At 39.0% G+C, this 20498-nt stretch carries 15 protein-coding genes and 1 pseudogene; 6 read left to right on the top strand and 10 right to left on the bottom strand.

Annotation, left to right across the window (positions count from 1 at the left end; all coding sequences use genetic code 11):
• Positions 1-577 precede the first annotated feature (577 nt).
• Together SB775_RS20645 and SB775_RS20640 are read right to left on the bottom strand one after the other, a co-directional pair.
• Positions 578-985: a sporulation protein gene (locus SB775_RS20645; RefSeq protein ID WP_410863083.1), complete on the bottom strand. Its 408-nt coding sequence runs from the start codon at positions 983-985 to the stop codon at positions 578-580.
• 62 nt (positions 986-1047) lie between these two features.
• A complete protein-coding gene (locus tag SB775_RS20640; protein ID WP_410863082.1) occupies positions 1048-2019 on the bottom strand; it encodes a sporulation protein in 972 nt (323 codons plus the stop codon).
• 595 nt (positions 2020-2614) lie between these two features.
• Between SB775_RS20640 and accD the strand changes: the two genes are divergently transcribed.
• Positions 2615-3469, top strand: a complete 855-nt coding sequence (accD, locus tag SB775_RS20635) for an acetyl-CoA carboxylase, carboxyltransferase subunit beta (protein ID WP_410863081.1) — start codon at positions 2615-2617, stop codon at positions 3467-3469.
• Entirely contained in the window at positions 3466-4419 is a 954-nt protein-coding gene (locus SB775_RS20630) for an acetyl-CoA carboxylase carboxyltransferase subunit alpha (protein ID WP_410863079.1), read from the top strand. The genes accD and SB775_RS20630 overlap by 4 nt, the downstream gene beginning before the upstream one ends.
• Before the next feature lie 787 nt (positions 4420-5206).
• On the opposite strand, the gene SB775_RS20625 is transcribed toward SB775_RS20630, so the two are convergent.
• The 5 genes from SB775_RS20625 to pbp4b form a co-directional block, all read right to left on the bottom strand.
• On the bottom strand, positions 5207-6604 hold the full coding sequence (locus SB775_RS20625) for an amino acid permease (protein ID WP_410863109.1): 1398 nt from the start codon (positions 6602-6604) through the stop codon (positions 5207-5209).
• A 355-nt stretch (positions 6605-6959) separates the two neighbouring features.
• Positions 6960-8477, bottom strand: a complete 1518-nt coding sequence (gene hutH, locus SB775_RS20620) for a histidine ammonia-lyase (RefSeq protein ID WP_061461238.1) — start codon at positions 8475-8477, stop codon at positions 6960-6962.
• A gap of 113 nt (positions 8478-8590) precedes the next feature.
• Positions 8591-9040: a histidine utilization transcription antiterminator HutP gene (gene hutP / locus SB775_RS20615; protein WP_061461237.1), complete on the bottom strand. Its 450-nt coding sequence runs from the start codon at positions 9038-9040 to the stop codon at positions 8591-8593.
• A gap of 399 nt (positions 9041-9439) precedes the next feature.
• A complete protein-coding gene (locus tag SB775_RS20610) occupies positions 9440-9952 on the bottom strand; it encodes a GNAT family N-acetyltransferase (protein WP_317778175.1) in 513 nt (170 codons plus the stop codon).
• A 115-nt stretch (positions 9953-10067) separates the two neighbouring features.
• The gene (gene pbp4b / locus SB775_RS20605; RefSeq protein ID WP_410863078.1) at positions 10068-11441 is read right to left on the bottom strand and encodes a penicillin binding protein PBP4B; all 1374 of its coding nucleotides are present in this window, start codon (positions 11439-11441) and stop codon (positions 10068-10070) included.
• Between the two features lie 771 nt (positions 11442-12212).
• On the opposite strand from pbp4b, the gene SB775_RS20600 reads away from it, so the two are divergent.
• Genes SB775_RS20600 through SB775_RS20590 form a run of 3 tightly spaced genes read left to right on the top strand, consistent with a single transcriptional unit; the run spans position 12213 to position 16107 of the window.
• Entirely contained in the window at positions 12213-13781 is a 1569-nt protein-coding gene (locus tag SB775_RS20600) for a spore germination protein (protein ID WP_410863077.1), read from the top strand.
• 24 nt (positions 13782-13805) lie between these two features.
• Positions 13806-14909 (top strand): spore germination protein, encoded by a 1104-nt coding sequence (locus tag SB775_RS20595; RefSeq protein ID WP_410863075.1) that lies wholly within the window; start codon positions 13806-13808, stop codon positions 14907-14909.
• The gene (locus tag SB775_RS20590; RefSeq protein WP_410863073.1) at positions 14893-16107 is read left to right on the top strand and encodes a Ger(x)C family spore germination protein; all 1215 of its coding nucleotides are present in this window, start codon (positions 14893-14895) and stop codon (positions 16105-16107) included. The genes SB775_RS20595 and SB775_RS20590 overlap by 17 nt, the downstream gene beginning before the upstream one ends.
• 745 nt (positions 16108-16852) lie before the next feature.
• Here the strand turns inward: SB775_RS20590 and SB775_RS20585 are convergent.
• Positions 16853-16981: pseudogene (locus SB775_RS20585) on the bottom strand (VOC family protein); the annotation flags it as partial.
• Between the two features lie 671 nt (positions 16982-17652).
• Between SB775_RS20585 and SB775_RS20580 the strand changes: the two are divergent.
• Positions 17653-18885, top strand: a complete 1233-nt coding sequence (locus SB775_RS20580) for a glycerophosphodiester phosphodiesterase family protein (protein WP_410863072.1) — start codon at positions 17653-17655, stop codon at positions 18883-18885.
• A 308-nt stretch (positions 18886-19193) separates the two neighbouring features.
• Here the strand turns inward: SB775_RS20580 and SB775_RS20575 are convergent, their stop codons facing one another.
• Entirely contained in the window at positions 19194-19343 is a 150-nt protein-coding gene (locus tag SB775_RS20575; RefSeq protein ID WP_167555960.1) for a hypothetical protein, read from the bottom strand.
• 425 nt (positions 19344-19768) lie between these two features.
• Positions 19769-20281 (bottom strand): DUF3189 family protein, encoded by a 513-nt coding sequence (locus SB775_RS20570; protein WP_410863071.1) that lies wholly within the window; start codon positions 20279-20281, stop codon positions 19769-19771.
• Between the last annotated feature and the right edge of the window lie 217 nt (positions 20282-20498).

Raw genomic sequence — 20498 nt, 5'->3', positions numbered from 1 at the left:
GAGCCTGTTCTTGTCTTCAGCCCGCTTCAATCTACCAGCATTATGTACAGCTCTATCTACATTGAGTAAATACTATATTGAAGCTATTGCTGTAAATGAAGAGATCCGTGGAAAACTACGTTGGTATCATCACGGCAATCAGTCTTCATATCGGCCATGAGACAGCTTTCCGTAGTGCTCGCGAAGCTACCTTCGGCAAAAGAAAAGTGCGTGAGCTGTGTATAAAGCTGGGGTTCTCAAAAAGAGGAACGGGATGTCATTATGAATTATTATGAAATGACGCATCCCGAGATTTGCAGGTGTGCATCCATTGTCCAGAACATAAGATACAGCAAGTATTTGAAAGTACTTTAGGGTTTGTTAAGAAATATAAAATAGAGATTTCCTGTTAACTTGGAGATTATGCAGCTAATCAAACAATTATGAGTACATTCTTTTTTTGCAACTTCACCCCTGGTGAAGTTGCTGTCTTTATACCCTAGCACTTAGTTTAATGATGACTATTAATATCCTCCTTCGTAAACTTGGAAAACATGAAAATCATAATCCAAACTAAATTTATATATTATTGTCCACTTCAATTTTCTTGACTAATTTGGTCTACTATTTGAATGATGTCCTGATCCTCGCTTATTACTCCTTTATCAAAAAACAACCTCGTGTTAAATCGGTAGGATATGTGCTCTGATGACAAGGCAGCGGAAATCGGCAACTGGAATGAAAATGGAATAAGGATTTCCTGCTCCTCCTCTATAAATTTTGTTGTCAGTATGGTTGTGGTATCAAAAATCCGTTGTACATTATTCACCTTGTCTAATTGCACTAAGTCACACTCCAACCGTTTTATTTTTTGCTCACAGATTCCTCCTATTATGGAGAATTCACCTGTTATCCGTTCTCCCAACCCATACTTTACCTTAGGCAATTTAAGATTGATTACAGCTTTTCCTATTCCTAATTGTGACAGATATTTTCTCAACAACAAGTTGTTTTCCCTCCTGGAATTTTACTACAACAATTAAAAATGATTAATGTTTGGTATCTAAGTTACTCATCCCCATCACCGAAAAAGCCACCAAAATCTTCAAACTGTTCTTCCACATCAAACATATCTTCTTCTATTCCAAGGGCATCAGTAGCCCCTTCTAGCACCCCATCCATATCTAAACCATCTATCATTTCGCTAAGCAGCATGCCCCCCAATACTCCTGCGGCTAATCCTCCAACCATTCCCCCAACACTACTGAATTTATTTCCTGTAGGTGAATATTGATCATGATAAGAAAATGGACGCGTGAACAATTGAGGCTGTTCCACTACCTCTGCAATTTGTTGCTGTAAAAAATGGGTAAGCTCTTGATGTTCCTCTAACAGTCTATGATCAATAACAAATTCCCGTTTGGCTTCAATTTCTCGATTCCCTTTTTGACAATCGATTTCCATAAACACCTGCTCTACAGCTTCTTTTGAAGAAATCCGTATCTCCAATTCATTGATCTGGCCGGCAAATTGCGCTGTTGGAAAGAATGAAAATTCCTGTCCATAGGCATCCACTTTTCCTGAAGTAGGTTGTTCTCGAAAACCGAGCTTACTTAGTGAGTTGAAAATGGCTTCTAGTTCCTTTGGAGCCTTAAGGACCAATGCATCTACATCAATGTGATCCAATCCACCTTGAATATCTAGGTGAGTATCGAAAAAGTAAGAAATCGAACCTCTTGTTAAAGGAAGATCTTGCGGGATTTTGTAAGTGAAATCAAAATGTTTCTCTTCCTTTTCCTTAATTGTAAACGGACCGCTTAAAGGTACAGATGACACTTTTTTCGTGACAGTTTCCCCACGTTTTGTCCTCACTTTAATCATGAAGCCAACTGCTAACTGGTTAATTTGTTGTTCCACTTCTCCGCCATGTAAAATTACTTCCCCTTTTAGTGTCTCACCAGCATAATAAGAACGGTTTTCGTAGCGTAAATCAACAGTTGCTGCACCTTTCCCTAACTTAGCCATAAACTTCTTAAACATTCGGTTCATTTCTCCTTTAATTTCCATTAGTCTGTTATGATCATTTCACTTTCGCTTGAAACCCTATCAATTTATACGAATATATAGCTCTTAAAGTTTCATTTACATTCTAAGATTGCCCTCTTGAATATTATGTGTGCCTAATCTGCCCCTTTAAATTAAGAAAAAAACTATTAATCTTTATCTTTTTAACAATCTGATAACCAATAAAATATTATCCATGGAAGAATGACCCATTCAATTATATTAGTAATTGCATATTATGAGTTTACACCAATTAATGGAATAAAATGACGCTTTGCTATTTGGTAAATCGTTCTTTCTAAGAACTGGATCAATATTCATTATATAGAAGATAAGTAGTTTTTGATGTTTATATACTCGGTTTGTATACAAGCCTATGTATTTCCCGTCGATAAAATCGTAAGCTTTTGATTTTCCAAGTAAACATGCATTCATACAGGAATAGATAATTTTTTATAATGAAGTCCCACTCTAGGGTGATTGCTGATTTTATAAAACTTTTTAATGAAAAGCTAAAAAACACAACGGTGAGCGTAACTTGTAATAAAGCTGTCTTACCAAGGGAGGATTGATGGAGATTTACCCATTAAAGAGAGAAAAAATAGAATCAAATGAAATAGACAAAAGCCTTACTCCAATACCTTTTACTTGTAAATCATGCGGGGAAACTTATGATGAATCTCTTATGAAAGTAGAATTGAATGTATGTCCGAAATGCCAATATCACTACCCGGTTACAGCTTATGACCGCATTTCAATGGTTACAGATAGTGGTTCATTTTCGGAATTCAATAAAAGTTTAATTTCCGTTGACCCGCTGAAGTTCCCTGAATATAAAGATAAATTAATTTCTGATAAAAATAAGACTGCATTAAATGATGCGGTTATTACCGGGGAAGCTTCCATTGGTGGTTATCCGGTTGTGATTGGTGTCATGGATTCTCGTTTCCGTATGGGAAGTATGGGCTCAGCAGTCGGTGAAAAAATAACAAGAGCCATTGAGGAATCATTAAAAACACGAAAACCATTTATATTGTTTTCGGCAAGCGGCGGAGCTCGCATGCAAGAAGGAATTCTTAGTCTCATGCAGATGGCAAAAACGAGTGTCGCTTTAGAACAACTAAACTACGAAAAAATCCTTTTCGTATCCGTTTTAACGAATCCTACAACGGGTGGAGTTTCTGCTAGCTTCGCTTCGTTAGGTGATATCAATATTGCCGAACCGCAAGCTTTAATTGGCTTTGCAGGAAGACGCATAATTGAACAGACGATAAGAGAAGAACTTCCAGAAAATTTCCAAACCTCTGAATTTTTATTAGAACATGGGCAACTGGATATGGTTGTAAATAGGAGTGAATTAAAACAAACATTAACAACCATTTTAAAAATCCATCATCTCGATTTCAGGGAGTGTTTTAAACGATGAATTTGCAAGTTTTAAAACAACTGGAAAATCAAATTGCTGAATTGAAAGAGGTGTCTGCAAAGCATAATCTTGACCTTAACGAAGTAATAAATAATCTTGAGCAAAGAGTCAATGAAATCAAAATTCACCTTAATGAGAATATGGAAGTTTGGGATAAAATTCAACTATCCAGAATTCAACAACGCCCTACTACTTTAGATTTTATCCACCATATTTTTGAAGACTTTATTGAACTTCATGGTGACAGACTTTATGGGGAAGATCCTGCATTGGTTTCAGGAATAGCTACCTTCGAAGGAATGCCTATAACTGTTTTAGGAAATCAAAAAGGTAAAAATACTAAAGACAATATCTATCGTCGTTTTGGCATGTCACAACCTGAAGGCTACAGAAAAGCCCTAAGAATTATGCAACAAGCTAATAAGTTCAATCGCCCCATCGTAACATTTATCAATACGGCAGGGGCCTTCCCAGGTCGTGAAGCCGAAGAACGCGGACAATCACAAGCTATCGCCCTCAATCTTCGTGAAATGGCAAGTTTTGGAGTGCCCATCATCTGTTTTGTAGTTGGTGAAGGTGGGAGTGGTGGTGCATTGGCTCTAGGAATAGGCAATCGAATCTACATGCTAGAAAACACATTTTATTCGGTTATTTCACCTGAAGGAGCAGCAGCATTGTTATGGAAGGATGCCACACAAGCAAAACGAGCAGCTGAGGCATTGAAAATTACGGCTAAGGACTTGATGGAACTAGGGGTGATTGATGAGATCATCAAAGAGCCTGTAGGAGGAGCACATATTGACATCCCACTTCAATCGCACTTTATCAAAGAAACCTTACGAAAAGCATTGCAAGAACTTGGTCAATTAGATAAAGGCAATCTACGCCAACAACGTTTTGATAAGTTCCGAAAAATCGGTGAGTTTATGGAAGAAAGGACATTTAAATAGGCTGTTTTCACATACTTTGTTGCTATTTACCAGGTAGTGAGTTGTGGTTGATTTCCCCTCCAGATGCTCGCTTTCCTTGGTGCGGGCGGTGAGCCTCCTCGGCGTAAACGCCTGTGGGGTCTCACCTGTCCCGCTGCTCCCGCAGGAGTCTCGCACTTCCGCTCCAATCAACCTTAAATAGTTTCGGTTTTAAAACACAATCTTTACGAAAAGAGCTTTTAATAAGAAGATGAACAATTATTTCCCAACATGTTCATAGAACATTTGATATAGATTGTTAGACTCAACATTTTGTAATGTAAATTATAGTGCCCATGTCTTTCCTCCCCAATTACACCTGAATTATTTCTTATCTTTTTGTTACATTATTCATGGCCATGCCAAATACCCCCCCAAACCCTTTTGGCAGGGCTTATCTCTGTTTTACAAATTAGGCTATATGGAAATCTCTTGCCTACTTAAAAAAGCATAAACTCAATGAACCTCCCCCAAATTTAATCGAACCACTTCACGTTTAATATGTTTGTCCCTTTTCGCCAATAAAAAAAATTCCCCTACAGGTAGATTATTAAATGTACTTAATAATCTACCTGTAGGGGATAAAAAAGGGATATCATTTAAATGAAATTGATATTGTCCGTATTGATTCAACCATCTCCAACAGTTACCTCGGCTCAATCAACTGGCATCATTCAAATTTTGTTTATTTGGCGGTAAGGAACCTTGTCATTTCAAGGCTGCTAAATTCTTAACAAAGAAAGTTAAAATTATTAAAGAAGTCTTATGTTTATTTTGCATTCCTGTGTTCATCAAAATCAATCTTGCATTCCTCTAGCGGAATTACTTTTGTTTTCTTAACAAACTTATACCCAAGCCACATTACCAGAAAAAATGGGATGCCAATATAGGTAGCAACCACACTTGCCCAATTAATGGTATCTCCAAGAAAGGCTTGATAGTTTTGCGCCATTAAAACGAAAAAACAAAGGGCAAAGGAAAATATCGGTCCGAAAGGAAACCATTTTGATAGATAGGGAAGATCGTCCAGTGAATACCCTTGAGCAATGTATGCTTTTCTAAAGCGGTAATGGCTCGCCGCTATACCTAGCCAGAATATAAATCCAGTGACCCCAACTGCATTCATCAGCCAAATATAGATAACTCCATCACCGAAAACGGAAGCAAAAAATGCAAGCATCCCAACAAGTGAGGTCACAATCAGTCCCCAAATGGGAACGCCGCGCTTGTTGAGCTTCCCAAAAATCCGCGGTGCTAGCCCTTCATTTGCCATTGAGTACAACATTCGGCTTGTCACGTAAAGACTTGAATTACCAGCAGATAATACAGCCGTTAAGATGATGGCATTCATGACGGAAGCAGCAAATGCCAGTCCCACTTTTTCAAACACCATCGTAAACGGGCTAACCATGATCGTGTGTCCCTGCAGGCTGCCATTCGTATAAGGAACGATCAGTCCAATAACAAGTATCGCTAGGATGTAAAAAAGGAAGATCCTCCAAAAGATGCTACGAACTGCACGAGGTACATTTTTTGCCGGGTCTTCACTTTCACCGGCTGCCACACCGACTATTTCTGTCCCTTGAAAAGAGAAACCAGCAGCAATGAAAATACCCAATGTTGCCAAAAAGCCACCGGCAAACGGAGCGTCACCAACTGTGAAGTTTTTAAAACCAATCGCCTCTCCGTTCATGATCCCGAATATCATCAATATTCCGACAACGATAAAAATGATGATGGTCGCCACTTTAATGAGCGAAAACCAATATTCCCCTTCTCCATATCCTTTAACTGATACGTAATTCAATAAGAATATCAAAACTAAAAACAAAGAACTCCATAAGAATGACGGGCTGTGAGGAAACCAAAACTTCATAACCATCGTTGCGGCAGATAGTTCCGCCGCAAGCGTCATCGCCCAGGTGAACCAATAGTTCCAACCAAGTGCAAACCCTAGTGCCGGATCGATGAAACGCGTAGCATAGGTACTAAAGGCTCCGCTGATTGGCATAAATGATGCCAGTTCTCCGAGACTTGTCATAATAAAATAAACCATGATACCGATAACGGTATAAGCTACCAAAGCCCCGCCAGGTCCTGCAGAGTGAATCGCCGGCCCGCTGCCGAGAAAAAGCCCTGTTCCAATTGCACCGCCCAACGAAATCATCGTAAGGTGGCGCGCTTTTAGCTTTCTTTGTAAAGTATTTGACGGCTGGTTTTGCTCATCTTTATCAAACGGCTGCAATTGCCTATTTTCCAAATTGGGTTCCCCTCCAAAAATGCATATTTAATCTAGCACGAATAAGTAAAGTGGATCATTCATCAATAGTTACTTTTTGCAATTTTCACTTTTTTAAAGTCATTTTTTCTTATGCTAAGACCTTTTTTGGAATTTTAGGGATCTAAGTAGCATTTCCGCAACTATGCTAGGCTTAAAAACTCAAGTCAAAGGGCTTATATGCCTAACGTTTTTTAAAAGAATCACCGAATTTTTAAAGATTCGGTGATTTAGCATCATCATATTATGTTGTAGGTAAACTCCTATTAATAAATGAATTCCAATCGATTTGATGTAACCAGCTTGCCGTTGCTTCAATATCTTTTGAAAAGATACGGTCTTGCGTAATGCTTGGAATGAGCTTTCTTGCTTCCGTATAAAACTCTTTTGTAAACGGAGCCATCTTTTCTATTCCACGGTATTCCACCGCTTGCAGGGCACAAATGAGCTCAATCGCCAAAACGCGGCGAACGTTTTGAATGATTTGATGTGCGTGTCGGGATCCAATCGTTCCCATGCTTACATGATCTTCCTGGTTCGCTGAAGATGGAATGGAATCCACGCTTGCAGGATGTGCAAGTGTTTTATTTTCAGAGACGAGTGAAGCTGCACAATATTGCATGATCATCGCTCCAGACTGCAAGCCAGGTGACGGACTTAAGAATGGCGGTAAGTCATTCAGCTGAGGATTGACGAGTCGCTCAATGCGGCGCTCTGAAATATTCGCAAGCTCGGCAACAGCGATTTTCATGAAGTCCATCGCAAATGCTATCGGCTGGCCATGGAAGTTCCCCCCTGAAATAACCTTTTCCCCATCGTCAAAAATAAGCGGATTATCCGTCGCAGCATTCATTTCGATCTCCAATTTTTCTTTTACATAATCAAGAGTTTGCCATGAAGCACCATGCACTTGCGGAATGCAGCGAAGCGAATAAGCATCCTGTACCCGCAGTTCTCCTTGCTTGGTGATGAGCTGGCTGCCGTTGATCATGCGGCTAATCCTTTCCGCGACCTCTGTTTGCTGGCGGTAACCGCGTGCTAAATGAACATCCCGATCAAAGGCATCTTCAATACCGCGTAATCCTTCTAAAGTCAGTGAAGCAATCGCTTCAGTTTGATGGGCCAGCTGTTCGGCTTCAATGTAATTGACGAGCCCCATCCCCGTCATGGCCTGTGTTCCGTTAATTAATGCAAGACCTTCTTTTGCTTTAAGTGTCACCGGAAGAATGCCTTCTTTCGATAAAGCTACGATGGCCTCCATTCGCTCTCCTTTATAAAACACTTCCCCTTCTCCCATCAATACTAGCGCCAAATGGGAAAGAGGCGCCAAGTCCCCACTTGCTCCAAGAGAACCTTGCTGAGGGATGACCGGATGGATATGAGCATTCAAAAGATCGATCAGACGTTCAATGACAACAGGACGGACGCCTGAGAACCCTTTCAATAGTGCATTGGCACGGAGAAGGACCATAGCTCTCGAAACCACCTCAGGAAACGGTTCCCCGACTCCGCATGCATGAGAATGAATCAAATTCCACTGTAGCTGCTCTGCGTCCTCTGCATCAATCAAAACATCGCTGAACTTCCCGAATCCTGTTGTAATTCCGTAGACGACTTTCTTTTGTTTCACGATATTCTCAACCGCTTCCCGGCTTTTTTCCACTTTCTTAACACTCTCGGCTGAAGCAGAGACAAATGCTTCCCCATATAATACTTTTTTCGCTTCTTCAATCGTTAAAGTTTGGCCCGTTAACATAATCATTTCCTGCACCCCTATTCTTTTTTTAAACAAACAAAAGGAGGCCATATTGACAGACTTATCCAGTCTACAATACAGCCCCCTATTTCACTAAATAACTATAGGCTTTTAATTATTTAAATGTGGTTAATTCCCAAACCAACGGCTTCATGTTCAAATCCCCGAACCGGTGCTCCAATCGTTCCATACACGGCGACAGCAATCCATTCACCTTCGTCCCCGCTTTTAAACGGCCTGCCCCGAACGATTGCAAACCGAAGGCCCGCAGTCCTCAAAAGACCGCCAAGCTCGACTTGGCCCCGTGTCACGCCTTGGAGTGCTTCGATGATCGCATGATACAGCGCATGCATTTCCCGATACATATCGGGATTGACTAATCCAAGTCTTTTAGCTGATGTCTCAATGGCCGCAACTATTTTCTGCAGCTCCATTGAACCGACTTTACCTTTTCCATAAAGCCAATCCATCCGCTTTAGATCATTCGTCAATATGACTTCTTCCTCTTCGTCCGCAAACGCGTACATGATTGCATGGCGCCCGATTCTTTTGTCGAATTCCTTTGTCATGCAGGTACCTCTTTTTAAAATTTTCTAAATAGACTAATAACTAAATATTATTGTAAGCGGATACAGTCTGTTCGGTCAACATATTTTTTTATTTGTTTTAACATTTCTTTTTGGGGCTAATGTTCATCACCCCTAACTACATCGAAAACGCTAGCTTTGATAAGCGCTTTTAGGCGGTGGTGGTACAGCATCAAACGGTGGTTCCCCGCTTGCCTTTTGAGGACACCAAGAGGATCTTGATGAAGTGAGTACTCCTTATCCTCCCTCGGTCCGGTACCGTTGACAGGCGCCAATGTGTCGCACTTGGCCACATTTATAAAAACTAAAAATCACAGTTCAGACTGAACGGTGTAAAAAATAAGTCTTGTTATTAACGCACCCGTAGTTGAAGATGACACTTTATTTTTCTAAACATAGAACCATATGTTCTTCGTCATAATAGACACCATTTACTTTTAAAGCTTTTTCCTCAAAGCCAAAAACCTTGAAACCTAAGTTTGCGTAAAGGTTTTTGGCTTTTTGATTACTTGTTACTACAGTCAAATTTATTTTCTCGACATCATCTATTTCTTTCGCTTTATTTATAGCTTCTGTTAATAATGTTTTTCCAACACCCAATCCACTTTTCTTCGAAGTTACATACATAGCAAAAATATTTGCCCTATGTTGCAGTTTTTTGTGCTGTTCCTGAATTAAGGTAACTACACCAATGAGTTCCTCATATTCATCAAATGCCCCAAAGGTAAAATTCCCTTTGGTTTTTAAATTATTAGCAACCTGCTCTATTGGATTCTCCTTATTTATAGCTTCCTCGTAGCTTGTTGCGAATGCTTCTGGATAGTTTTTTAATCCTTCTATTCTTAATGCCCAATAACTTTCAGCATCAGATGGAGTTAGTAGCCTGACTTTCATTATGTCCTCCAAAAATATTATTTAAGATTTAAGACTGTGTACCACATACATAGTCAACTTGGTGACCCTGATATCCCGACTGCCAAATTGACTTCCCTACGAAACATATTGCCTCTTATTCCTTCGTTTCCAATGCATCATAAATCGCAGTTACAACACTTCCATAGCTTCCTGTTTTGAAGAGGTCACCGAAAAACTGATTGGAATTGGCTACAGGGTTAACGAGCGGGGAATGCTTTTTATTTGTAAGTAGAACAATCCCTAAATCTAATTCAGGATCTATGATCGTGACCGTCCCAGTCCATCCAGTATGTCCGTAAGCACTGTCACTCGCATAAGGGCTGAACATCCACTCCATGCTAGCATCGCCATTTCGCCTCCACCCAAGACCGTAAGTAGGATTCATTTCGGAAGGTGCGACGAATTCATCGATTGTTTCTTGATCAAACAACTTATGTTTACCGTAACCCCCGCCATTCAGCATCACTTGCAGGAGGACAGCGAGATCGCTTGTAGTCGAGAACAGACCTGCATGACCCGAAATGCCTCCCATCGAATAAAAGGCTTTTTCATCATGAACTTCACCTTGAAGTGTGTATGTGCGAACGTTAGGAAAATCAATCACGCCATCCCGCGTGTTCCCAAGCAATTCAGTTGCAGCAACATCCTTTGGCTTAAAGCCTTTTTGAAGGGGGTTGAACTTTGTATTTTTCAAACTAAGCGGCCTGTACAATTCATTTTCAACATAGGTGTCAAGCTGCTGACCCGTGATTTTTTCAACAATGGCTCCGAGCAGCATATAGTCGACATCACTGTATACATTCTGTGTTCCAGGTACATATGTCAGCGGTGTTTTAGATATGAACTCAATGGTCTTATCCCGTTCCTGTGAAAAAAGGTCTTTCGAAACCTTTGGATTATGGTATTGCGGATCTGGTCTAAAACCCGCTGTATGATGAAGCACATCAATAATCCTCAGAGTATCCTTTCCTTTGATCACATCCGCTTCCATGTCTTTGAATTCAGGAATGTATTGCTGAACTCTTGCATGGATATTCAACTTGCCTTCACTGACTAATTTCTGAATAGCAAAATTAGTTGCATACATTTTCGTGTTTGAAGCAAGGTCAAATAAAGTGTCCTTGTCCATTTTCTGAAACTTTTTAAGTGGCGTATATCCATTAAATTTCTGTTTGTACCCATAGCATTCATTTTTAACGATCTTACCGTCCTTTATGACAATCAGGGCAGCACCAGGGAAACCGGCAGCCACTTCCATTTCAATCAGCCGATCCACCTTTTCCAGCTTTTCAGATGAAAAGCCCGCTTCTTCTGTTTTTTTTGCTTTCGTTAACACAGGATACTGGCTGGCAGTTTCCTTACTCACAGGAACTTCCTGATTTGCATTTTCTTTAGCAAATGACACGGAAGGTGCAAGTAATGAGAGTGCCAGGATTGAACTTAGTGTGCAGCTTGTCCATATATTCATCCTTTTCCCCCTTTGTAATCGTACTTAGAAAACAAGAAACGAACAACTTTACCCTTTGACTAATGTCGAAAGAAATAAACTGGATTTAATAAGTTTAAGGAATGTTTCGATTAATGAGGGAGAATTCTTTACTTCCGTTCTATTTCCAGGATTCACATTCCCACAAAACGGTAATTACTTTTCCTTTCCGTTCCGGTACAAGGGTTGCGATTGGATTATTTTATTCTTGAACGTCTTTATTTTGCAATTTTTTTTATCACGTAGTCGTTAATGGTTAAGGATACTACTTACTAACAATTCCCAATTTTCAGTATATATTATTTCAAACATAATTTCAATTTGGTATCTGAATCTTTAAAATTACATTTCAATTATGAGCATAAGCCCAATGTAGGAGGAAAAGCAATAATTGACCAAAATTATCCACATCATTTTTACACTCGGGCCTTCCCATCGATACACGGGCAAATGTCAAAGTTAAGTACATCAAGGCTAGTACCAAATATAAAGGGGGATAGAAATAGGCTTTTGCTTTTAACTTTCTTGCATAAGAAACGTGTAAGAACATCATACTATTTGAGAAATAAAGGAATTTAAAAGAATTCAGCTGCTGATATGAGGCAAGTATAGGGTGATGATAATGTGGAAAACGATTGTTTCCTACCTGCCAGAATGGCAGGTTTTTATACAAGCTTTTATAGTTTTATTTATTCCGTATTTATTCTCCAAATTGTTAAATCGGCTTCGCAACTCAAAGGATGAGTGATGATAATGAAAGAGTGGATATCAAAGATCAGTAAAAAAGGAAAAGTTACTAATAATGACAAACAAAAAGAATGTACCTCCCAAGATTCAACTGATCATTTTTCAGATAATTTTGTATTAAATCTAGAACTAGTTAAGCAAGAAATTGGCCATAATTGGGATGTGCATTTTCGAGAATTTAATATAGGACGTACCGGTATTCGGTCAATTATCATTTTTGTGGATGGACTATCAGATAAAGAACTCATTGATAAAAATATCATGCCATCATTAATGGTTGATTTTTCAGCAGAATACAAACAGGGCCTTCCTTACATCAAAGGAAGCATGTCAAAAGAATTTATAAAAAATGAAGTGTTAACTATCAGTGAAGTAGAAGTGGTCGATTCCATTAAAGGGTTAGCATCAAAAGTATTAACAGGTTCTACCGCTCTTTTAATTGATGGATTGCCTGAACCGCTAATCCTCGGAACAACAAAACCTAAAACAAGGACGATTGAAGAGCCGGTATCAGAGGCATTAGTCAGGGGTCCACGGGTCGGTTTCACTGAATCTTTGAGTGATAATACATCTTTTTTAAGGGGAAGTGGTGAAAACGAAAATTTATCGTTAGTAAAATTCCAAGTAGGAAAGCGTTCGAAAAAAGACTTGGTTGTCGCTTACATAAAAGATATTGTTGATCCCGAATTAGTTCAAGAAGTAGAAAATCGAATTAAGAGAATTAATATTGACAATGTGCCAGAATCAGGTTATGTAGAGCAACTCATCGAAGATAATTACCTAAGTCCTTTTCCGCAGATACAGAATACAGAACGTCCTGATCGCGTAATCGCTGCTTTGTTGGAAGGCCGGGTGGCCATCTTATTGGATGGGACGCCATTTGCTTTGATTGCTCCAGTTACCTTAAGCATGATGTTACAATCACCGGAAGACTATTATGAAAGATGGATTCCTGGCACATTCATGCGTATGCTTCGTTATCTCGCAGCCTTTCTAGCCCTGTTTACACCGTCTATGTATATAGCTTTCATCTCATTTCATTCAGGGTTAATTCCGACCAAACTGGCCATATCCATTATAGGAACGAGAGCAACCGTTCCTTTTCCGGCACTTATCGAAGCATTATTTATGGAAATATCCATCGAAATTTTGAGGGAAGCAGGCCTGCGCTTACCTAAGCCAATTGGTCCTGCAATGGGGATTGTCGGCGGATTAATCATTGGGGAAGCTGCTGTACAGGCAGGAATTGTTAGCCCTGTTTTGGTGATTGTAGTCTCGTTAACTGCCATTTCATCATTTGCTATTCCTCAATATAGTACAGGGTTTACATTTCGGATACTTCGTTTTCCATCTATGTTGTGTGCTGCCACATTAGGATTATACGGAGTCATTCTCTTTTTTCTTTTCATGGCCAGCCATTTAGTGAAATTAAAAAGCTTTGGTGTGCCTTATTTGAGTCCAGCCGTTCCTTATCGCTTAAGTGAGTGGAAAGACTTGATGGTTCGCATGCCAATTATGATGATGAAAAGCCGGCCAAAGATGATGCATACGAAAAATCCTATGCGTAAAAGATAACATACGGTGAAGGGTGATTAAATAATGAATCTCAGTCCGAAAGACCAAATTACAACTCCTCAAGTAGCGGTCATAGTCATAAACTTTATACTTGGTACAGGATTACTCACCCTGCCCAGAGCAGCCACTGAGAAGGTGCAGACACCAGATGCATGGATAAGCGTTATTTTAGGAGGGGTTATTGCCATAATCGCGGGGGTGATCATCGTCAAATTAAGCCAACAGTTTCCCGAAAAAACCTTTTATCAATACAGCAATGAAATTGTGGGAAAATGGTTAGGCAAATTACTCAGTTTAGCTTTAATATGTTATTTCCTTATTACTTGCGGGTTTCAGCTCCGTTCTATGGCGGAAGTAATAAAGTATTTGCTTCTTGAAGGCACCCCTACATGGGCAATTTCGATGATTTTCATGTGGGTAAGTCTCTATCTGGTCATCGGCGGCCTTAACCCGATTGCCCGTCTTTTTGAAATTATATTACCTTTGACGGTGATCCTTTTTTTGGTCGTTGCCTTCATGAGCATTAAAATATTTGAGATTGATAATCTGCGTCCTGTACTAGGGGAAGGAGTCATCCCTGTACTAAAAGGAGTAAAAACGACGGCTCTAGCTTTTACAGGACCTGAAGTCATGTTACTGCTTGTTCCGTTTATGAATCAGCCCAAAAAAGCAGTAAAAGCCATGCTTGTTGGAATTTTCATTCCATTGATTTTTTACGTGGTAACGGTCGTAATGGTTATCGGGGCATTATCTATTGAAGGAGTGGTCACAAGAACATGGCCGACACTTGATCTTATACGCAGTTTTGAGGTCTCAGGTTTGATCTTTGAACGGTTTGAATCTTTATTGCTCGTGGTATGGATCATGCAAATATTTGCCACATTCACCATTACATACTATGCAGCTTCTTTAGGGCTAGCTCAACTTTCAAAAAAGAACATTCACCCTTTTATGTTTGCCTTGCTTCCGGTTTTATACATCATTTCCATGATTCCAAAAAATATGAATGACATCTTTAAACTTGGAGATTTCGTCGGCAATTACGCATTGTATTTATTTGGTTTACTCCCGCTTCTCCTGCTTATTATTCAAAAAGTAAAGGGAGGAAAATATGAAACAACCACATAGCAAAATACGGCCCCTCTTCATTTCCCTCTCCGTTCTATTGTTCGTATCCCTTACAGGATGTTGGAGCAGTCATGAAATTGAAGAGCAAAGTTTAGGCATAGGTTTGGCATTTGATAAAGGCTTGAAGTCCAAAATTGAGAAAGAGTTAAGCAAAAAAGGGGAGGGTTATACAAAAAAGGACCTGATTACCTCAACCTTTCAAATCATCACTCCACAAGTAGCAAGTTCCAGCACAAAACAATCAGGCCCCTCACAAAAATCTTATATTAATATTTCTCAAACTGGGGATTCCGTCCTTCAAATGATTCGTGAATTTTCATTAGAAAGGGAACAGGCATTAACCAGTCACCACATGAAAGTGATTGTTATCAGTGAAAGTCTTGCAAAATCGTATGATTTGGAACAATTACTCGATGAAAATCTTCGTGATAACGATTTTAGACCAAGCTGTGTTGTGCTCATTAGTAAAGGAAGAGCAAAGAGCACACTGGAAACAAAGACAGCAGGGGAAATTCCAGCGTTTCGGCTGGTTGGCATTTTAGATAATACCTTTCGAACATCGAGGATTTTGCCTCCTATGCCGCTTTTTAAATTAGAAAGCAAGCTTCATTCAGAATCCAGTTTTTTGCTGCAAAATGTAGACTCAGTTAATGGGGAAGTCAAATTTGCGGGAGCTTCCGTGATCGATGGAAAAACACATAAAATGAAGGGCTTTTTGAATGAGGAAGAACTAGAAGGCGTAACATGGATTACAGGAAAGGGTAAAGGCGGTGTTGTAAAGAGCTTTGATAAGAAGACTGGTCAGCTTATGGTGTATGAAGTGGAGACCATGAAAAGCACGATTAAACCTCGAGTTAAAGGAAAAAACATATCTTTTGATGTAAACATTGAATCAGAGGGAAGGCTAGCCGAAAATTGGGTGGTTTCGGGAGATCCCTTTAAAAATGAATTTCTAAAAAAAGCGGAAAAATCAGCGGAAAAAGAAGTGAAACGCTTGGTAAGGAATTCATTAGAAAAAATGCAAAAAGAATATCGAGTGGACGTCGCTGGCTTCGGAAATCGCTTGAGAATCAAGAACCCCAAATTATGGATGAAGGTCAAAAAGGATTGGGACCAAACATTTAGTGAAATTCCGATCAACTACAATGTAAAATTAACAATTAAAGATTATGGAACATCAGGAGGAACAAAAAAGTGAGCCCTCGGATAAACACATTGAATCATATAGCCTTCATTAAATGAGAAAAATAAACAATTTAAAAACAAGAGGACAAATGCTTGCAAATCATCAGTATTTGTCCTTTTATTTTTTCCCATTTCGGATCCCCCCTTTCTCAAACAAAAAAACCAGAACTTGACCGATTTTGGTCGAATTCTGGTTTTCACTAACTTGGTGGTGTTTGGAAATAGGTGTTGTGTTAACCAGTTTTGCATCCAAATGTTCATATGATGCCTAAGCATCCGACCCCCATAGCAAAATGGCACTTTGAAGTTCCTTCGGCTCAACAATCCTAACTTACTTTCAATCTATAAAAGTATAGTGAAAGTTATAATAGATATTAAAGTAACCGTTACTAATAAGAACAATAACATAATAGACATTGACCTCTTAGGAGCATCTTTTTTAGCATACTTTAGAGAATAAAATATGCTTAATATAATCATCATTATTAAAAAAATTTGTTGTGTATATGTCATAAATACTCCTTATCTTGATACTACAGTAAAGACTTATACCCAAGTAACTAAAAAGTGTTCCACCTTTACCTTCATTATGCGCATCCATTCTCTAAACACTGGCTGCAGTATGAGAATTGTTATACCGGTTTTATATCCCCACACCAGTATCTTTGAATTTTTCATTTTGAGCTGCTCTTGTTTGAATCGTTTTTAACTGATCCTCATATTTTGAGGAATATCTTCATTGATACCTATTGTACCTTAAGAATTGCTTTGTCTTCATCTCTATAGCTTAACTCCGCACCCAATTTACTTACATACCATTCCGAAGTAAGTTCTACATCAGTAACTTGTATATAAGTAATACGTCCCCTTAATAATTTTTCATTCATCAAATTAGCCTCCATTTATTTGATAAATAAAATATTCTCCACTTATATATCTCTGTCCTTTGAAACTCTATTAGGAATAAAGAAAAATCTGCCTTAAAGACAGCTCCGATCATAACCTGCTAGTTTTAAGTGCAATCCTTGGAATTTAATACAACAAAAAGGTTCTAGAACAAAAACGTTTTTTAGTTTAATTTACTTTTAAATCCACCTTCTAAAATGAATAATCTGACGTGTAATTCAATCTGTTTCATCGGCCACTAGAAATCTTATAGTTTTTGCACATCTCTCGGTTTTCCTAAATCCTTTGACTAAACCAACAAGGATAGCAAATGGCAACTTTGTAAAACCTATGTGAATATTTGTAAAAAATTGTCTAGTTATAATATTTAATTACATAGTGAAAGTATAATGAAACTGTAAAAGTGGATGCATCCAATAACTATGTCGGGAGGTTGAAAATATTAAAACAATCTTTAATTGATTAAAAATTGAAAGGAGCATTAACAATAATGAAGCTAAAAAAATTATTTTTATTAGGGTTAATAGCGTCTGTCTTAGTACCGGTACAGCAAGCAGGAGCAACCGCTTCTAATCCGATTGCTGTCCGAGAAGGCAAGTCCTTTGAACAGATTCACGCAGAATTGCTCGACCATAGTGAAGATGCACCACTCATGATCCTGGCTCACCGGGGCCAATGGCGTGAATATCCCGAGAACTCGCTTGCAGCAATCAATGAGGCTATTGAAGATGGCGCCGAAATTGTAGAAATAGATGTCCAGCTAACGGCTGATGGTGTACCTGTATTAATGCACGATACGACCGTTGATCGTACTACCAATGGCAAGGGAAAGGTTTCTGACCTCACACTGGCTCAAATTAAGAATCTTCGCCTTAAGGAAGGTCTCGGAGGTAAGACGGCAGCGCTCACCAAGCACAAAATTCCAACGCTTAAAGAGGTCATGCTTGCAGTAAAGGACCGTGCAATCGTAAACCTGGATAAGGGCTGGGAGATCCGGGATAAAATGTACGAGGTTCTCGTTAAAACCGACACAGTAGATCACGGTCTGTTTAAAGGCAGCCCAAATGTTGAAGAAGCAGCCGAATTCATGGCAAAAGATCCAGAAATCCTATATATGCACATTATCCTTGATGACAGCGCCAACACTGTAGGAACGTTCCCGGGCCGTCAGCCGGTCGGTTATGAAATTGTCTTTGATGATCTTGCAGATCCGCAGATTCAGCCAGAGAAGGTGAAACAAATCAAGAAAAATAGCAGGGTCTTAGTGAATGTAATGTGGTATGGCCTTGCTGCAAAATACACAGATGAGGCTTCACTAAGAGATGTAAATCTTGGATGGAAGGCAGTAACAAAGCTTGGAGTTAATATGGTGCAAACTGACAATATTGGAGCTATTGATTACTGGCGTAATGGAGGCAACATGCGAAACTGGGAGTACGATACCGGAAACCGTACAGTTCGGGTTCAAGCTGAGGACCCTCTTGGCGGTGGACAAGGTACCGGATATTTTGATCAGGACGCCAACCGCTGTAATACAGCCGATCAAGATTCAATTGATGTTTGCGAAATCGATGGAGCTATTGCAGTAAGCCATAACATGGATGGCGAGTGGGCGAAATACAAAGTGAATATTAAGAAGTCAGGAACATATAAAATCTCCGGCAGAGTTTCTGCAGCATCTACCCCGGCTGGCACCATCAACTTGGATTGGGCTGGCGAAACAAGCGGGGAGATCGAGCTGAAAAATACAACTCACAAACGTGCATTCAAACTTCAGAATTTGGAGTACCGCTACCTAAAAAAAGGTACTCACGTATTTACAGTAAAGGTCACAAGGCCAGGTTCCTACAACCTTGATTATATTCAGTTTGATTTGCAGGATTAACTGTAGCCTGTAACACCATTAAGTCTAAGCTTTTTGATAATTTTTAAATACTAGAGGCAAAATTCGTTCGGTTTTTGGAGTTAGGTGTAGCTTTAATAGAAGGGCATGTTTTGAAAAAGGATTGATCAAAACATGCCCTTCTACTATTTAATTGGATTAGTCATTTTTGTGTTCCTTAATCAACTAACACTCCTGATAGTTCTATAAGACTCATTGTTGAGTTGACAAGTGAAGGAGGGAGTAGGATGGAGTAGGATGGAGAAAATCACTTGAAAAGATAGAAAAACGCCCCAAAAAAGGCGTTCAGTTTAATCATTTTTATTTATTTTACCGTCGTTCCCCTTATCAATACCAGTAGCGTTATTAACTATTTGTGGAAACAAGTTTAACCCTTGATCCAAGGCATTCATTGAATCGGCTTTTTGGCCAAGATTTTTTGATTTTTCTTGTTTTTTCATTTTTTTCGCCTCCTAAAATTAGGATTCGTAGTAAATCAAAAAATATTCCAAAGTAATTTCCAAATGATTATGTTGCACAGTTCGAATAAACTATGGTACTTGAACTATTCTGCCCCAATAGTTTGAATAAAGAAAAATCTGCCTTAAATACAGCTCTGATCTTCAGCTAACGCACCCGTTGGTTGAACAAGCACCACCTCTTCTATTGCATATATTCATCCAGAAGCGTAACAAAAAAAAGCCAACATCAATTGTTGACTTAATATATATATATCTATCGACATTTTAGTTATTTAATGTATATCCTACTACTTCTTATCCAATTTATGGAATTCCTCATTAAGTTAACAACCTACTATTTTCAAAAAAAGAATTCCTATGGGCTAAGCAATCTTTTACTAACAGAGATAAAACATTAAATAGTATTACTTATATATTTCATTTTCCAATATAATCACTTCTTCCCCATTCGCTGCTTTCCCTATTTGTTTCGTATTTTCAACCAACCGAAAAATATTATCACAGCATTGTTTGGCACCTATAACCAATAATGGTACACCTATAAAATCAATTTTTAATGCTCTTGATAAATACCCCCCTATAGACATAGCAATAGGTACAGTTGGTGATGTATTGGAGAATACTATTTTTTCGTTAAAATGAAATTTCTCTTCTAGTAGTAAAGTCAATTCTTTTAATGCCGGAACAACAAGTTTCTCTCTTTTATGTCCAATCGTATAAACTGAGTTGCCCTCTTCATCGGTCCCACGAAAAATTAGCTTTCCAAAATCCTCTTTCGTTAATTTATTGAAATACTTTACATTTAATATTTCTTCCGAAGTTAGTTTTCTTTCCGATTGAGGTAATTGTTTTAAATGATATGCGGCAGCCAAAGACGTCGTATGTGTACCCCCATAATCATTATAGATATACATCATGAAATCATCCCTAATAGTTTTTTTAATACTATTATGGTCATATACTCCATTTCCAATTCAGTTGATTATTTTAGCTTTTATTACACTTTATGTAGCAAATGCGACTGCTCTCCTCTACAACTAAACTGCCCCGTTAGTTGCATAAATCGAGTAGGAGGAGGCGCCTAGCCTCCGACCTCTCACACCACCGTACGTACCGTTCGGTATACGGCGGTTC

It is taken from the genome of Peribacillus sp. SIMBA_075 (assembly GCF_046534585.1).
The sequence above is the reverse complement of the archived record's forward strand: the minus strand, read 5'-3'. Positions and strand labels throughout refer to the sequence as shown.

Coding starts and splice junctions, on each gene's coding strand:
- SB775_RS20580 (WP_410863072.1), top strand. CDS start 17,653: ATGATCCTGGCTCACCGGGGCCAATGGCGTGAATATCCCGAGAACTCG.
- SB775_RS20625 (WP_410863109.1), bottom strand. CDS start 6,604: ATGATTTCGTTGGGCGGTGCAATTGGAACAGGGCTTTTTCTCGGCAGC.
- SB775_RS20630 (WP_410863079.1), top strand. CDS start 3,466: ATGAATTTGCAAGTTTTAAAACAACTGGAAAATCAAATTGCTGAATTG.
- SB775_RS20640 (WP_410863082.1), bottom strand. CDS start 2,019: ATGTTTAAGAAGTTTATGGCTAAGTTAGGGAAAGGTGCAGCAACTGTT.
- pbp4b (WP_410863078.1), bottom strand. CDS start 11,441: ATGAATATATGGACAAGCTGCACACTAAGTTCAATCCTGGCACTCTCA.
- hutH (WP_061461238.1), bottom strand. CDS start 8,477: ATGATTATGTTAACGGGCCAAACTTTAACGATTGAAGAAGCGAAAAAA.
- SB775_RS20600 (WP_410863077.1), top strand. CDS start 12,213: ATGAAAGAGTGGATATCAAAGATCAGTAAAAAAGGAAAAGTTACTAAT.
- SB775_RS20590 (WP_410863073.1), top strand. CDS start 14,893: ATGAAACAACCACATAGCAAAATACGGCCCCTCTTCATTTCCCTCTCC.
- SB775_RS20595 (WP_410863075.1), top strand. CDS start 13,806: ATGAATCTCAGTCCGAAAGACCAAATTACAACTCCTCAAGTAGCGGTC.
- SB775_RS20610 (WP_317778175.1), bottom strand. CDS start 9,952: ATGAAAGTCAGGCTACTAACTCCATCTGATGCTGAAAGTTATTGGGCA.
- SB775_RS20570 (WP_410863071.1), bottom strand. CDS start 20,281: ATGATGTATATCTATAATGATTATGGGGGTACACATACGACGTCTTTG.
- hutP (WP_061461237.1), bottom strand. CDS start 9,040: ATGACAAAGGAATTCGACAAAAGAATCGGGCGCCATGCAATCATGTAC.
- accD (WP_410863081.1), top strand. CDS start 2,615: ATGGAGATTTACCCATTAAAGAGAGAAAAAATAGAATCAAATGAAATA.
- SB775_RS20575 (WP_167555960.1), bottom strand. CDS start 19,343: ATGAAAAAACAAGAAAAATCAAAAAATCTTGGCCAAAAAGCCGATTCA.